At 38.0% G+C, this 14637-nt stretch carries 12 protein-coding genes; 2 read left to right on the forward strand and 10 right to left on the reverse strand.

The window, feature by feature from the left end:
- Window positions 1-11: 11 nt before the first annotated feature.
- The 8 genes from cydC to IGJ37_RS08305 form a co-directional block, all read right to left on the reverse strand.
- Window positions 12-1778 carry a thiol reductant ABC exporter subunit CydC gene (cydC, locus tag IGJ37_RS08270; RefSeq protein ID WP_252671322.1) on the reverse strand — a complete coding sequence of 589 codons (1767 nt, stop codon included), beginning with the start codon at window positions 1776-1778 and terminating at the stop codon, window positions 12-14.
- Window positions 1775-3508 carry a thiol reductant ABC exporter subunit CydD gene (gene cydD / locus IGJ37_RS08275; RefSeq protein WP_142666569.1) on the reverse strand — a complete coding sequence of 578 codons (1734 nt, stop codon included), beginning with the start codon at window positions 3506-3508 and terminating at the stop codon, window positions 1775-1777. The genes cydC and cydD overlap by 4 nt, the downstream gene beginning before the upstream one ends.
- Window positions 3509-3512: 4 nt before the next feature.
- Window positions 3513-4526, reverse strand: coding sequence for a cytochrome d ubiquinol oxidase subunit II (gene cydB / locus IGJ37_RS08280; protein ID WP_002356976.1), 1014 nt, complete (start codon window positions 4524-4526; stop codon window positions 3513-3515).
- Window positions 4523-5941, reverse strand: a complete 1419-nt coding sequence (locus IGJ37_RS08285) for a cytochrome ubiquinol oxidase subunit I (RefSeq protein ID WP_002356974.1) — start codon at window positions 5939-5941, stop codon at window positions 4523-4525. The genes cydB and IGJ37_RS08285 overlap by 4 nt, the downstream gene beginning before the upstream one ends.
- Window positions 5942-6606: 665 nt before the next feature.
- A complete protein-coding gene (locus IGJ37_RS08290; RefSeq protein WP_016634797.1) occupies window positions 6607-7470 on the reverse strand; it encodes an AraC family transcriptional regulator in 864 nt (287 codons plus the stop codon).
- Window positions 7471-7554: 84 nt separating this feature from the next.
- Complete coding sequence (locus IGJ37_RS08295; RefSeq protein WP_002362072.1) at window positions 7555-9636, reverse strand: DNA topoisomerase III; 2082 nt, start codon at window positions 9634-9636, stop codon at window positions 7555-7557.
- Between the two features lie 130 nt (window positions 9637-9766).
- The gene (locus IGJ37_RS08300; RefSeq protein ID WP_002409799.1) at window positions 9767-10132 is read right to left on the reverse strand and encodes a DUF1033 family protein; all 366 of its coding nucleotides are present in this window, start codon (window positions 10130-10132) and stop codon (window positions 9767-9769) included.
- A 98-nt stretch (window positions 10133-10230) separates the two neighbouring features.
- Window positions 10231-10800: a TetR/AcrR family transcriptional regulator gene (locus tag IGJ37_RS08305; protein ID WP_002356965.1), complete on the reverse strand. Its 570-nt coding sequence runs from the start codon at window positions 10798-10800 to the stop codon at window positions 10231-10233.
- A 132-nt stretch (window positions 10801-10932) separates the two neighbouring features.
- Here IGJ37_RS08305 and IGJ37_RS08310 point away from each other — a divergent pair, with 132 nt between their 5' ends.
- Window positions 10933-11448, forward strand: a complete 516-nt coding sequence (locus IGJ37_RS08310; protein ID WP_002356963.1) for a YbhB/YbcL family Raf kinase inhibitor-like protein — start codon at window positions 10933-10935, stop codon at window positions 11446-11448.
- 16 nt (window positions 11449-11464) lie between these two features.
- On the forward strand, window positions 11465-12697 hold the full coding sequence (locus IGJ37_RS08315; protein WP_002369152.1) for a multidrug efflux MFS transporter: 1233 nt from the start codon (window positions 11465-11467) through the stop codon (window positions 12695-12697).
- A gap of 186 nt (window positions 12698-12883) precedes the next feature.
- On the opposite strand, the gene mnmA is transcribed toward IGJ37_RS08315, so the two are convergent.
- Window positions 12884-14008, reverse strand: a complete 1125-nt coding sequence (gene mnmA / locus IGJ37_RS08320; protein ID WP_002356960.1) for a tRNA 2-thiouridine(34) synthase MnmA — start codon at window positions 14006-14008, stop codon at window positions 12884-12886.
- Between the two features lie 225 nt (window positions 14009-14233).
- Entirely contained in the window at window positions 14234-14578 is a 345-nt protein-coding gene (locus IGJ37_RS08325) for a DUF1831 domain-containing protein (RefSeq protein ID WP_002356959.1), read from the reverse strand.
- Between the last annotated feature and the right edge of the window lie 59 nt (window positions 14579-14637).

The raw sequence follows: 14637 nt of genomic DNA on the forward strand, positions 1-14637 counted from the left end.
CAGTCGTTTTTTTATTCCTCGAAAGAACTAATGCCACGATCAATTCGGTAAAGTTTTTGATAATGCGCATTGGTTGCAAGTAATTCTTCTGGCGTACCACTCATCTCTAATTGGCCATCTTCAATAAAGATCACTTGATCCATCAAAGTTACGCCTTGCAAATGGTGGGTAATCCAGATGACGGTTTTATCTTTTAATGCCTCAAAAAAGGTTTCCAGCAATTGCTGTTCTGTAATTGGATCTAAACCAGTAGTTGGTTCGTCTAATAACACAATCGGTGTATCTTGCAAAAGAATCCGCGCTAGCGCCAAGCGATGTCGTTCGCCACCAGAAAAACGCAAACCTGCTTCATCCACCATTGTTTGTAAACCTTCTGGTAATTGGGCAACCATTTCTTTTAAGCCAACTTTTTCTAAAACCGCCCAAACTTCTGCTTCGCTTGCTTCTTCTCTACCAATCCGAATATTATTTAAAATGGTTGTTCGAAATAGGTACGGTGCTTGATGCATAACCCCAATATATTCAGTCATCGTCTCACCAAATGCCTCAGTTGGGATATTTCCTAAAAGGATTTCTCCCGAAGTAGGCCGTAAATCACCACGAATGAGCGAAGCCAACGTACTCTTTCCGGAACCACTGCGTCCTAAAATCGCTAATTTTTGTTTTTCAGGAATTGTTAACGATAAGTCATTTAATACCTTTTTCTCTTGATTTTCATATGCAAAAGACAAATGTTCTATCGATAAACTGGTGCCATTTGGCTGAACAGGCGCTTCTGTTGAGTCATCTTCCCCTTCAGGAAGCTCATTAAAACGACGAATGGAATCCTTATAAATCGTTGTTTCCTGTGCTGCAGCAGGTAGCGGAGCAAAGGCATCAATTAACGGAAAAACGGTTAAAACAAAGGCACCAATCCAATTGGCTGCGCCCCCATGATTACCTGGAAACCGTACACTAGTCCAAGCTAAGACAGCAATCGCAATCACACCAAACAGAAGTTGTAAAACAAAGTCTCGGCCACGGTCAAATTGCTTCATTTTTTCATCTAATGCACGAACGTTTGCTTCATCTGTTTCATAACGAGCAACGAATTCAGAGCCTCGTTGACTAAATACCCAATCAGACACACCTAGAATATTGTCGGTTAGTGTTTGATATAACTCATTTTTGGCATATTTATGTTTTTCTTGACGCGCACCATTCACTAGAACTGAAACAAGTGGCAATAGAAAAACAACCACTCCTAACATCAGTAACATGCATAAAGCAAACCACCAAGAAAAGAAACCTAATGCAATCACTAAAAAGATATACAAAATCCAAGCAATAACGGTTGGGAAAATCGTTCGTAAATACAAGTTTTGGATATGATTAATATCCTCTGAAAGCAAACCTAAGATATCCCCAGTGCGATATTTTGTCTTAAAGAAAATCGCATCTTTTTCTAGCACATTATAAAGTTTCAAGCGCAGATCAGAGGTCATTTTTAACACCCAGTTATGACTCGTTAGACGCTCCACATAACGAAAAACAGGACGGCCAATCCCGAATGCTCTTGTTAAAACAATGGGAATATAAATTAATAAAATATTCTCTGGTAAGGAAGCCGCACGACTGATTAAGTAACCAGACGTAAACATTAATGCCCCTGCGCTAAAGAACGTCAAGAAGCCTAAAAGTAAGGCAAAATACAAGGTTTTTTTATAGCGTTTTAAGAAAGGACGAACCCATTGATCGTTTTTCCAAACGTCTTTCGTTGTCGGCTGTTTTTCCATCATTGGCGTCCTCCTCTCATTTGCTTCATTAATTGAACATAGTAGCCATCTTTTTCAATCAACTCTGCTAGCGTTCCTTGTTCCACTAATTGACCTTTTTCCATCACTAAAATGTAATCCATTTCTTCCATCCAATGAAGACGATGTGTCGCAAAGAAGACGAGATGATTGTTCATTAATGGCAACATGCGCTCTTTCATTTCAACTTCTGTTTCAATATCCAAATGCGCTGTCGGCTCATCAAACAGCAAGACGTGGCGTTTTTGATCAACAAAGGCGCGGGCCAACGCTACTCGTTGCGCTTGTCCCCCACTTAACATTCGACCACTTTCCCCAATCAAGGTATGAATTCCTTCGGGAAGGTCTCTAACTAGCTCTTCTAAGCCAACTAACTGAATCGCTTGCTGAATCGCCTCATCTGTTGCTTCAGGTGTATAAAAGCGAATATTGTTTGCCAAAGTATCTTGGAAAATATATGGTGCTTGCGGAATATAAAGGATTTGTTTTTGCCAGTCTTTTTGTAAAAAATGTGGAATCGTTTGGCCATTTATCGCCAATTGACTCGTTTCTTCTGTTGGCAATAAAAAGCCACTTAATAAATTAATTAACGTTGACTTACCAGAACCACTCGCCCCAATAATTCCAATCTTTTTGCGACCATCAACAGAGAATTGCAACGATTGAATCGCTTCTTGCGTTGCATCTTCATAGGAAAAATTTAACGCGGTGACTGACAACTGACTTTCTTGATGCCAATCATCTAACGTGAGCACATCGGTCTGTTCTGCTTCTGGCAATGCTAATACCGCTTGGATCGCTTGAAAAGAGTTTTTTCCATCTAAGGTTGCGTGATAATCACTTGAAAAATCACGAATCGGTAAAAAGAACTCGGGTGCTAAAATTAAAGTAACCAAGGCAGGAAATAATAAAATCGTGCCGTTTAATAAACTTAATCCAAGGAAAACTGCCACAACAGCTACCGATAATGTCGTAAAAAAGTCTAACGCAAAGGTTGATAAAATAGCAATTTTCAATGTACTCATGGTCGCTTTTCTGAATCGTTCACTTGTATGATAAATACTCCCAGCATATTTTTTACTCAACCCAAACAGTTTCAGTGTGTCAATTCCTCGCAAGGAATCAATAAAATGATTGGAAAGCATTTGAAACGCCGCATATTGCTTGTCCGCTTTACTTTGTGCTGCATAACCTAACACAATCATAAAAATAATAATAATCGGAAAAACAATCAGCAATGTTACGCCTGAACGAATATCTTGTGTAAAAACAAAGGCCAAAATAATCCAAGGAATAATCATCATATTCATCATTTTTGTCAAAATCAATTGTAAATAATTTTCGGTTTGACTGATGCCTTCTAAAGCCATGGTAACCATATTTCCAGTCCCATTTTTTTGAACAACATTTGGCCCCAAACGGAAAATTTTGGTTAATAATTGTTCGCGTAATTCTTTCGAGCGTTCATAACTAAATGTATCGAGCATTCTCTCACGAAAATACGTAATAACATGTCGACCAAGATAAAAAATAAAAAAGAGTAAAATACTCTGTAGTTGTTGGTTAAGATGCCCGCCACTCCAAAGGCCGACAATGGCTTTTGAAAGAAAAAAAGCTTGCCCAATTATAAAGACTGCTTGCAGGAAAGAAAAACCTGCAAGCAAGACAAGAATTTTTTTGATTTTAGGCATCTGTAAGATGTCTTTATCAATCATAGATTTAATACCCCTCTGGTACGGCTGTCTGTGAAATACGTTTTCTGAAAATATAATAGGACCAAGCAGTATAAGCTAACACGAATGGTAAAATGCTTAAAGAAATCCACGTCATAATTTTTAGTGTATATGGTGTGCTTGTTGCATCTTTAATCAACAAATCAAAACCTTCACTACCAATCATAACACGTGGGAACAAGCCACTGAACAAGAGAGCAACTAGTACAACTAATGTTAAACCACTCGCTAGAAAAGCTAACATCTCTTTGCGTTTAAACACCCCAACATTAGCAATGACCGTTAAGACCACAATTGCTAACGTTAAAATTAAAGTGACCGCAAAGTTCTTTTCATAAAAGTCCGTTTTGAAGTACATCAACACTGCAAAAACAACTAAACCGACATATAAAACGCCGTATAAGATTTCTGCATAATTTCGAGCACGTTCACGAATTGGGCCTTCTGTTTTTAAAGCAATATAGTTCATGCCGTGTAAGTAGCAAAGTAATGTTAAGGCTACTCCACCAACAATTGAAAACAGATTAAAATAATCCGTAAATTGCGCATGCATATTGCCGTTTGCATCTAAAGGCATTCCTTGGACTAAGCTGATAAACAAAATACCAAAGAAGAACGGTACAAGGAAACTACCAATTGATAGCGTCCAGTTCCACATCCGACGACGTTTACCTTCCGGCATGTTGTGGCGGAATTCAAAGGAAACTCCGCGAATAATTAAGCCAAATAAAATCGTAAATAGAATTAAATAGTAGCCACTAAATAATGAAGCATACCAATATGGGAAAGAGGCAAACATTGCGCCGCCCGCTGTTAATAGCCAAACTTCGTTTCCGTCCCAGACAGGTCCAATTGTTGCAACGACTTGATCTTTTTCGTCGTCATTGTGTGCCAACGTTTGAACGGCCATTCCAACACCAAAGTCAAATCCTTCTAAGAAGAAGAAACCTGAGAACAAGACGCCGATAAGGACAAACCATAATAATTGTAGTGTACTCATTCGCCAAATACCCCCTTATCAAATGGATCCAACGCTGGTTCATTTTCTTTCGCTAATTTTTTCGCTTCATAGTCCGGTCCTTTACGTAATTCTAAAATGACCAAGTAAACCATGACACTACCTAAACCAGCAAATAATAAGAAATAAATGACATTTGACGTAATTAATGAAGCAACCGATACATTTGGTGAAACACTTTGTTCAATCGTAAATAATCCATAGACAGTCCACGGATAACGACCTAATTCAGTGACTAACCAACCTGTTGTATTGGCAAGGAATGGTGCGAACGTACATAAAGCAACAATCCACAGCATCCATTTCTTCTCGTACAGCGATGGTTTTTTCTTCCTTGTAAAGAATAGTCCTAAGGCAGCAACCAATAACATTAAGGCACCAAAACCAGCCATGATACGGAAGCTCCAGAATAAAGTGTTAACTGGTGGATAATAATTTTTATCATCCCCATATTTTTCTACCAAACGCTTGTTGACTGTATCCATTCCATCAACCGAACCTGATAATTTGTTATACGATAAAATACTTAGCATATACGGAATATCGATACCAAAAACTTGTTTATGTTCCCGTTCATCTGCCCAAGCAATCAATGTCCAAGCAGCAGGATCATCAGAGTCTTCATAGGCCCCTTCCATCGCCGCAAATTTCATTGGTTGTCCTTCAATTAGAGCTTTCATTTGCAAGTCGCCAGCTAATAAAACGCCGATTGAACCGAACAAAGTAACCCATAAGCCAATGCGCATAGATGCTTTGTGGAATGAAATATCCCGTTTTTTCAACAATTGGAAAGCAGCCATACCAGCTACTGCCATGCCGCCCAATGTAAAGGCGCCCATGATAACGTGTGAAAATTCATACCAAACTTTTGGATTGCTGATGACAGCTACAAAGTCCACCATTTCAGCACGGCCATTATTGATGACATAACCTACTGGATGTTGCATAAAACTATTGGCAACTAGAATCCAGAAAGCAGACATCATTGAACCGAATACGACTAACCAGATAAAGGTTACGTGAACTTTCGGATTCATTTTATCCCAAGTGAAGATCCATAAACCTAAGAATGTTGACTCTAAGAAGAAAGCTAAGAGCGCTTCTACCGCCAACGGTGCCCCAAAAATATCTCCGACGAATCGAGAATAATCAGACCAGTTCATCCCAAACTGAAATTCTTGAATAATCCCGGTTACAACCCCAACAGCGAAGCTTAATAGGAATATATTTCCCCAAAACTTGGCCATTTTACGATAACGTTCCTCTTTTTTCACAACGTACATTGTTTCCATAATTGCTACAACAAGTGCTAATCCTATTGAAAACGGTACGAAGAAAAAGTGGAAAACTGTTGTCATCGCAAATTGGATTCTCGCCAATGTTACAATATCAAACATATTATTTCCTCCCTGATTTGCCTCCACACAAAGAAACAAGCTTACCTGAATTGTTCATTTCCATTAGCGATGACTCCTTTTATCTACGAAACTAAAAGAAAATTCAAGTGAACTTTTCCAAAAAGTGTGAAAATGCATGTAATATAGAATAATTCCAATCTAAGTATACAACTTTCTGAGGCAGAAACCAAACAATACAGAAGCATTTCTCACAATTTTTTTAGGTGCTCCCAAGATTTCTTCCCTTTCTTCTATCAATAAAAAAAGCCCTTCCTAAAAAAAGGAAGAACTAATCTCAATCTATCAACATTTTGACTTATCACTTGATTAGTTTTCGAAAATCGAAGCAGCTCGTCTTTGATGATAAAAATTCTAATCTTGTGATGAAAATTACGGATTGCTTGTGGTGATAGTTTGTTTTTTAACAACATGGCTCTAAAACAAATTTTTTGAACTTAATGCAATTTCTTGAGTTTTGGTACCATTCTAAACAACATGACTCTAAAACCTCGGAGAATTATTTTTTCTCCATGATTCCGTATTCGCATCACTTATCCATAGCTAGATTTCAGTTTAGAAGGTCTGATTTTTTTCTTCACGTTTATTATACCAAACTTTCTCCTTCTTGGCGGAAAAACCCACCATTTTTCAATGGTGGGTTTTCTTTATTTAGTAGCTGTAACAGCGAGCCAGATTTCACTATACTTAGCTTCTGCTGGTCCTTGATATTGCGTAAACGAAATTTCTGGTGCTGCAACGACTTGGTAACCAGATGAAGGCAACCATTCAGAGAATATCCTTGCCCAGGTTTCTTGTAAAGTTTGTGGGAAAGGACCTTCATTTGGAAAAACCGCCCATGTATGAGCAGGTACGCTTAGTTGCTCCAAATCTTCATAGGTATTTTCTTGCGAAGTGGCAAAGCCAATCATGTGTGTCATTTCTCCACCCTCTATTGTTCGTCTCTCTTGAAAGTCAAAAGAAGCATTTACTACTTGATGAGGATATACATCATCAAATGTATGCATTTCCGCTCGTTGTTGTGGTGTAATGCGCTGTGCTAATTCCATGATTGCTTGATTTTCCCCTTGATACTGCAAGGGAACCTTCTGACTAACTCCGACTATTTGAAACGCTGGTTTTTCAATCAATTTAACATCCATTGATTGTCCTCCTTTAATATCAATATAGAAAGAGAATTTAGGGAACGTTTTTTGGATTTGTGTTTTCATTACTTCAGAAGGGGCTTGTCCTGACCAATCGCGAAAGGCTCTTGAGAATCCTTCAATACTTTGATAACCATATTTAAAAGCTACATCTGTCACTTTTTCACCAGCAAGTAATGCTAAATTTGCTTCCGCCAAACGTCTCTTTTTAATATACTCAGCCAGACTCATCCCCGCAATAAACGAAAAAGTTCGTTTAAAATGGTAAACAGAAATCCCTGTCTTTTTTGCCAATTCATCGAAGGATACTTCTTCCGTTAAATGTTCTTCAATATAATCCATTGCTTGATTTAAATTTGCGAGCATCCGTGTCCCTCTCTTTCTATTTGAAAGTTTACTAAAGACCAACAAGGATGACTTGATTATTTAGAGCCAACATTCGTCAAGTCGCTACTCTTGATTCATAGCGGCTTTTAAGGCCTGCGCTAAAGCACTTTCTTCTGGTTCGTCTGGTTGTGAATATTTTTTCATCAAACGACGTTCTTCATGTTTAGTCATTTTTTGTTTTCGTTCTTTTTTATCGGGAATTTTTTCAGTAATCGAACAGAATTTACATTTGAAAGAACGACCATTTTTTCCTTCTATGATGACCATTTTTTTATGGCATTGTGGGCAACGGTGATTGGATACTTTAGGATCTTTTCGCCGACGATAAGAACATTCTTGGTTTGTACAAACGTAAATCTTCCCATCTTTCGTATTTTTCTCCCGTAAGTTTGAGCCACAATCTGGACATTTTTTTTGCGTAATGGAAAAATCTTGATATTTTTTCTCGCTTTGTTTAATTTCACGGACTAATTTTTTCGTATCCTCTTCAATATCCTTTAAGAAAAGTTGACTCTTTTGTTGACCCGAAGCGATTGCTTCGAGCGACTTTTCCCATTTTTCCGTTAGTTCAGGTGTCACAAGTGATGGATTCACCAAGTCTAATAGTTGCTTTCCTTTGGCAGAGACACTTAAACCGCTATTGGTTCGTTCCATCAATTCTGATTTAATCAGTTTTTCAATAATTTCAGCTCGCGTTGCCGGTGTGCCTAAACTGTGTTTCTCCATTTTTCCTAACAACGTTCCTTCGGTTAATGGTTTTGGCGGCGACGTTAATTCTTTGTTAATGGTAAAGTTTGGCGCAACGGTCATGCCTTTTTGCCATTGGACAGTGGATAGCGGCTGTTCGGCTGTTGTTTTCCAGCCAGCAACAACTACTTTATTTTGATGAAAGACAAATGTTTCTTTTCCAAAAGCGACTGTAACTTTTGTTTGTTTGGTTTGATTTGGCTCAGCAAACAAACCTAAGAATCGTTGAACAATCATTTGATAGATTTTTTGTTCATCATTGCTTAGCTTTTCATAACGAGGACGTTGTTCAGTTGGAATCAACCCATGGTGATCCGTGACTTTTGCATTTTGGAAAACTTTTTGTTGTTTAACAACAGCCCCATTTTTAAGGTAGCCTTTCACTTCTGGTGAAAAATCAGCAATGGCTTGAAGGCGCTCTTTCATCGTTCCTTTCATATCCGTTGTTAGATATTTGCTGTCAGTTCGAGGATAGGAAACAATTTTATGGGTTTCGTATAAACTTTGTACAAGAGACAACGTTTTCTTTGCAGAAAATTGGAATCGCTGGTTGGCTTCACGCTGGATTTCGGTTAAATCATATGGTAACGGCGCATTTTCTGTTTTAACTTTTTCTTGGATATCGGTAACTAAGCCCTTTTGTTTTGAGAGTTCTTTGACTAATTGTTCTGCTTCCTGCCGTTCTTTTAAAGCGTATGGATTTTTTTGGGTCATCTTTGCTTTTTCTGATTCAACAGATAACGAGATAGTAAAATAAGTTTGAGGCTTAAATTGTTCAATCGTTTTTTCTTGTTGGCGTACCATTGCTAAAGTTGGTGTTTGAACACGACCTGCGGATAAGTTATCTTGATATTTCACTGTCAAGGCCCGTGTGACGTTTAGCCCCACTAACCAGTCAGCTTTTGCGCGCGCCAAGGCAGAGTAATACAAATTATCGTAGTCTTTCGCTGGGCGAATTTTCTTAAACCCGTCTTTAATGGCTTTGTCTGTTTGAGATGAAATCCATAAGCGTTTGACTGGTTTGTTAAAACGGACATATTCTAAAATCCAGCGGGCTACTAATTCACCTTCACGACCAGCATCGGTGGCAATCACGGCTTCAGAAACATCTTTACGATTGGCTAATTGTTTAATCGCTTTTAATTGATGTCCCGTTTTCGGTAACGGTTTAATCCCTAAATTCTTAGGAATCATCGGTAAAGTTTCCATTTGCCACGTTTGCCATTCTTTGTTTAAATCTTCTGGCATTTTTAGTCCTAAGAGATGGCCTAAAGCCCATGTGACAATCACGTTGGGTCCTTCATAATAATTCTTATTTTTTTGATTTGCTCCTAAAACGCGGCTTAAATCTTTTGCTACGCTAGGTTTTTCAGCAATAATTAATTGTTTTGCAACCACTAGTTTCGCTCCTTTTTGAGTGCTATCTTTTCGTATTATACCAAATATTAGCTCGATTTTCTCTAAATTCCGAGAATAGAAAAAGAGTTTAAAGAAAATTCCCTGAGGTTTTTCTTTAAACTCATGCGTTTCAAATAACTTTCCGTTTGCAGAATTTTGTTTTGCCAAAATGATTGGATATTGTGGTAAACTCAGCTTTATTTTCAAAAGTAACCGCATGATGATTTTCTAGTAATGCTAAACCGAAGTATTGTTGTAAATCTTCATCGCATTCTTCACACCAGCGTTCTTCCCCATCATTCCAGAAAGCCGTTAAATAGTTAGGCTTTGTGTTGACGTATGTATAATTCTGAGAAAGTTTTTGCCAAACTTCCACATAATATGTCTCTGCATCGGTCAAGTTATCGAAGTTTTTTTCTTGAACAATGTCCTCTTGCCAATCATCAAAAAACCACCAAGGTTCATTATCGCCATACATTGTAATTACTTGATACATTGAACCGCTCCTTTTTTTTGCTACTGTAGGTATCATAGTCACTTTCTGAAAAAGTTGCAAGGATTTGGTTTCGGACTGAGAAATTTTTGAAATTTATTTTATCCTGCCACTTCTAAAGAAGCAATAAAATCTTCAATCATGCGACGATAACTTTCTTCCGGCGTGGCTTCTTCGCGTTGAAAATAACCTAAAAAACGTAAGGTAATATAACCATGGATTAAGCTACGTAATTCTCGGCTTTTGTGCAGTCGTTCTTCATTATTAAATGGATAAAAAGCTAAAAGTTGTAAGATAATTTGATTGGTTTCATGGATGCCTTCAATTAATTGTTGGTTTTGCGTTTTCGGCACACTGATAAGTAATTCATAGACTGCAGAATTTTCAAAAGCAAATTGTTGGTACGTTTCAGCATATATCCGAATTGCTTCTGCGCCACTCTTACCCACTAAGGCTCTTCGCAATGCATCATTTAATTCTTGAATTAACAAGTCCACTAGAGCATTTTTTACTTCAGCAATATTTTTAAAGTGATTATAGAGTGAAGGATACTTGATGCCTAAATCAACGGCTAAATTTTGAAAGGTTAATTGTTGAACGCCCAATTCTTCCGCTAGGTTGCGGGCACTTTCAAGGATTTTGGCTTTCGTTAAATTCCGTTTTTTTGCCATCTTTCTGACGCCTCCAATTCTTAAATTTTGGACAAGTATTAGTTTATCATATCTATTGACTCTTTTTAAACTATAAATTATAGTTTATAATAATAATTTGTAAACATTATTTTTGAAAGAAGGCTGTTTGGCATGCATATTACCAACCGTTCTCATTTGGCCGATCGTTATGGCAAACGAACCAGTGCAGAATTTTTATTACACGAACGTCCTATTTTATCTTTTCCTATTTCTTTAGCGGCCATTCCTAAAGAAGCCCGTTATTTATCCTGGGAATTAATTGATTATGACACGATTCCTCTAATTGGTTTCCCTTTTATTCATTGGTTAGCTGCCAATGTTCCTGTAACCAATGAGATTCCTGAAGACTTTAGTCGAACAGCACTCAAGCCTACCATTCAAGGAAAAAATAGTCTTGCTTCTCCTTTGGGGAAACAGATGATTCCTGCGCTTGCCACTGAAACGTTACCTGAGTTAACCGAACGTTATCTGGGGTTAAGCCCTCGCTCTGGTGTGCACACCTATACGTTATATGTGTACGCTACAAAAAATCCACTAAATTTAAAAGAAGGCTTTTTTGCGAATGAATTGCATCAAGCATTGAATGATCAACTACTCGCCAAAGCCAAATTTGAATTTCTTTACTAGAAAGTGAGGAAATAGAATGTATGAATTAATTAAAAGTAAAATTTTCCGTCCAAGACAACCTTGGGAAAAAAATCTGCTCGTTTTATGGTTTGGCACATTTATGGCTGGTATTGGCTTTAGCTTAGTGATGCCATTTATGCCTCTTTATATCAACACATTAGGTACTTTTACCCACCAACAATTGAATTTTTGGAGCGGAATCACGTTCTCTTCCACTTTTTTAGTCACAACCATTGTTTCACCTTGGTGGGGCCGTTTAGCCGACCGAAAAGGACGCAAATTAATGTTATTACGTGCTTCATTAGGGATGGCTATCGTCATTAGTTTAATGGGCGCAGTCACAAGTGTTTATCAATTGATTGGCTTGCGCTTATTACAAGGTGTTTTTTCTGGTTATATCAGTAATGCGACTGCGTTAGTTGCTACAGGCACACCTAAGGAAAAAAGCGGTCAAGTTCTTGGTACTTTAGCCACTGGTTCTGTTACCGGCACATTGCTAGGTCCTCTTTTGGGCGGTGTCACTGCTTCTATTTTCGGTTATCGGCCAACCTTTTTCATTACTGGTACGATTTTATTACTCGTTTTTGTTTTGAGTCTCGTCTTTGTCCATGAAGAGTTTGTGCCAATTGAAAAAAATCAAGCCGCATCTGGGAAACAAATTTTAAAAAAACTAGAACATCCCCACGTGATTCTTGGAATGTTTATTACGACATTAATCATTCAAGCTTCCAATAATTCAATTAGTCCCATCATCAGTTTATATATTCAACAATTGTTGGGTGGTCACGGAAATGTCACCTTAATTAGCGGAGTCATTGCTTCTATTCCAGGGATTGCAACGTTAATAGCCGCCCCTCGTTTCGGCCGGTTAGGCGATCGTATTGGCAGTGAACGCATCTTGACAATTGGCTTAATTTTAGCCATTTTCGTTTACCTACCAATGGCCTTTGTTCAAAATGTCTGGCAGCTTGCCATGCTTCGTTTCTTAGTTGGGATTTCCGATGCCTGTTTACTACCAGCTGTTCAAACGTTGATCACTCGTTATTCCCCAAGTGACGCTGCAGGTCGTATTTTCAGTTACAATCAATCTTTCCAAGCGACAGGAAATGTGATTGGTCCTATGATTGGTTCAAGCGTATCTGCCGCTTTCGGTTATCGTGGAGTCTTTATTTCCACTTCTTGTCTGGTTCTCCTTAACCTTCTATGGGTTCGTCGAAGCACCGCCGAATTAAAAAAAAGAGAAAAATGATGACTAAGTTATACACAGAAAAGTTATCCACAATTTGAATTTTTAATTTTTCTCTTTTTCTTATTTTAAAAAAAATAGGCATATAAAACAAAAAAGAAAAGCGGATATTTACTGGTTTTATGACCAGCATATCCGCTTTTCTTTTGGTTAACTCTGCGCTTTTTGTTTCACAACTCGTGAAACTTTTTAGACGTATTGTAGTTCTTTTTCATCTTGGTAGGCGCGATCAATTAAGCCGCCCCCTAAGCATTCCATTCCATCATAAAAAACAACAGCTTGACCTGGAGTGACTGCGCGGGCTGGTTCCTTAAACGTAACGGTTGCTTTTGTGCCATCTTCAGATAAGGAAACATGCACTGGGATATCTGCTTGACGATAACGGAATTTAGCCGTACAGTCAAACTCTTTTGGCATTGGTGTATCAACAGTAAAATGAACCTCACTAGCTTCTAAATGTGTTGCATATAGTTTTTCATGGTGAAATCCTTGTCCCACATATAATGTATTGGTAGTTAAATCTTTCCCAATCACAAACCATGGTTCTTGTGTTTTACCGCCGCCACCAATTCCTAAGCCTTGGCGTTGACCGATAGTATAATACATCAGACCATCATGTTGTCCTTTGATTTCGCCATCTTCTGTCACCATGTTGCCTTTTTTAGCTGGTAAATAATTACTCAAAAATTCTTTGAAATTCTTTTCACCAATAAAACAAACGCCCGTTGAGTCTTTTTTCTTGGCTGTGGCTAATCCAGCACGGTCAGCAATTGCACGAACTTCTGATTTTTCCATGCCACCCAATGGAAACATTGTTTTTGCCAATTGGGCTTGTGATAATTGGCTTAAAAAATAGGTTTGGTCTTTATTATTATCAATTCCACGTAACATATGCACTACGCCATTTTCATCCGTTTCTACTTGCGCATAGTGGCCAGTTGCAACATAGTCAGCGCCTAGTTGCATAGCATAATCTAGGAATGCTTTAAATTTAATTTCTTTATTACACATGACATCTGGATTTGGTGTCCGTCCTAACCGATATTCTGCTAAAAAATATTCAAACACACGGTCCCAATATTCTTTTTCAAAATTGACCGAATAATACGGAATCCCAATTTGATCCGCTACTTTTGCGACATCTTTATAATCCTCAGTTGCGGTACAGACACCATTTTCGTCTGTATCGTCCCAATTTTTCATAAAGATCCCAATTACATCATAGCCTTGCTCTTTTAAAAGCAACGCTGTGACAGATGAATCGACACCGCCACTCATGCCTACCACGACACGCGTTTTGCTGTTATCTGCCATTTTATCACCATCATTTCAATTAGATTCTGAAATCATCCACGATTTGAAGGTCGTAACTTTTCAGTGCTTTTCATTATACTATTTTTTTGAAATAAGTAAAGCAAGCCGGGCGTATAATGAGAAAATACTTGGAACAAAGACACAGCCAACAAGCTGTTGCTTTCAAATAAACAGAAAACCTGAAGGAACAAGCTACTTTCACTTGTTTCTTCAGGTTTCTCTAAATTATTCTACTTTCTCTAATACACCACGGCTAATTAAGCCATCCATTAAGAAAAAGTATTTTTCTTTACTCATTTCATGTTGTTCATTCTTGAAAATATTCATTGGTTTTAAACCATTTGCCGTTGTAATGGACATTTTCAACTCTTTTAGATCAGCAGTGATCGTAATTTTCAATTTGAAGCCTTCATTTCTCTGAGGCGTTGGATCTAAGGAACGAATCAATTGAAAGTTCCCTGATTTTGTTTCAGTAAAGCCGTTATCTTTTAATGTATAGCGTTTTGCACTAGGATGTACTTTGTAAAAAACTGTTGAGCCTTCAACAGCAGCCGTTGTTGTAAATGCCATGGGTTCCACCTCATTATTTTCATTGTTATCTTCATTATAGCGAAAACCTGTAGCTGCCG

This window comes from Enterococcus sp. AZ104 (assembly GCF_050546705.1).
In the GTDB taxonomy this organism is placed as follows: Bacteria; Bacillota; Bacilli; order Lactobacillales; family Enterococcaceae; genus Enterococcus; species Enterococcus faecalis.

Coding starts and splice junctions, on each gene's coding strand:
- mnmA (WP_002356960.1), bottom strand. CDS start 14,008: ATGGCAGATAACAGCAAAACGCGTGTCGTGGTAGGCATGAGTGGCGGT.
- cydD (WP_142666569.1), bottom strand. CDS start 3,508: ATGATTGATAAAGACATCTTACAGATGCCTAAAATCAAAAAAATTCTT.
- IGJ37_RS08310 (WP_002356963.1), top strand. CDS start 10,933: ATGCATATTACCAACCGTTCTCATTTGGCCGATCGTTATGGCAAACGA.
- cydC (WP_252671322.1), bottom strand. CDS start 1,778: ATGATGGAAAAACAGCCGACAACGAAAGACGTTTGGAAAAACGATCAA.
- IGJ37_RS08300 (WP_002409799.1), bottom strand. CDS start 10,132: ATGTATCAAGTAATTACAATGTATGGCGATAATGAACCTTGGTGGTTT.
- cydB (WP_002356976.1), bottom strand. CDS start 4,526: ATGAGTACACTACAATTATTATGGTTTGTCCTTATCGGCGTCTTGTTC.
- IGJ37_RS08285 (WP_002356974.1), bottom strand. CDS start 5,941: ATGTTTGATATTGTAACATTGGCGAGAATCCAATTTGCGATGACAACA.
- IGJ37_RS08325 (WP_002356959.1), bottom strand. CDS start 14,578: ATGGCATTTACAACAACGGCTGCTGTTGAAGGCTCAACAGTTTTTTAC.
- IGJ37_RS08305 (WP_002356965.1), bottom strand. CDS start 10,800: ATGGCAAAAAAACGGAATTTAACGAAAGCCAAAATCCTTGAAAGTGCC.
- IGJ37_RS08315 (WP_002369152.1), top strand. CDS start 11,465: ATGTATGAATTAATTAAAAGTAAAATTTTCCGTCCAAGACAACCTTGG.
- IGJ37_RS08290 (WP_016634797.1), bottom strand. CDS start 7,470: ATGCTCGCAAATTTAAATCAAGCAATGGATTATATTGAAGAACATTTA.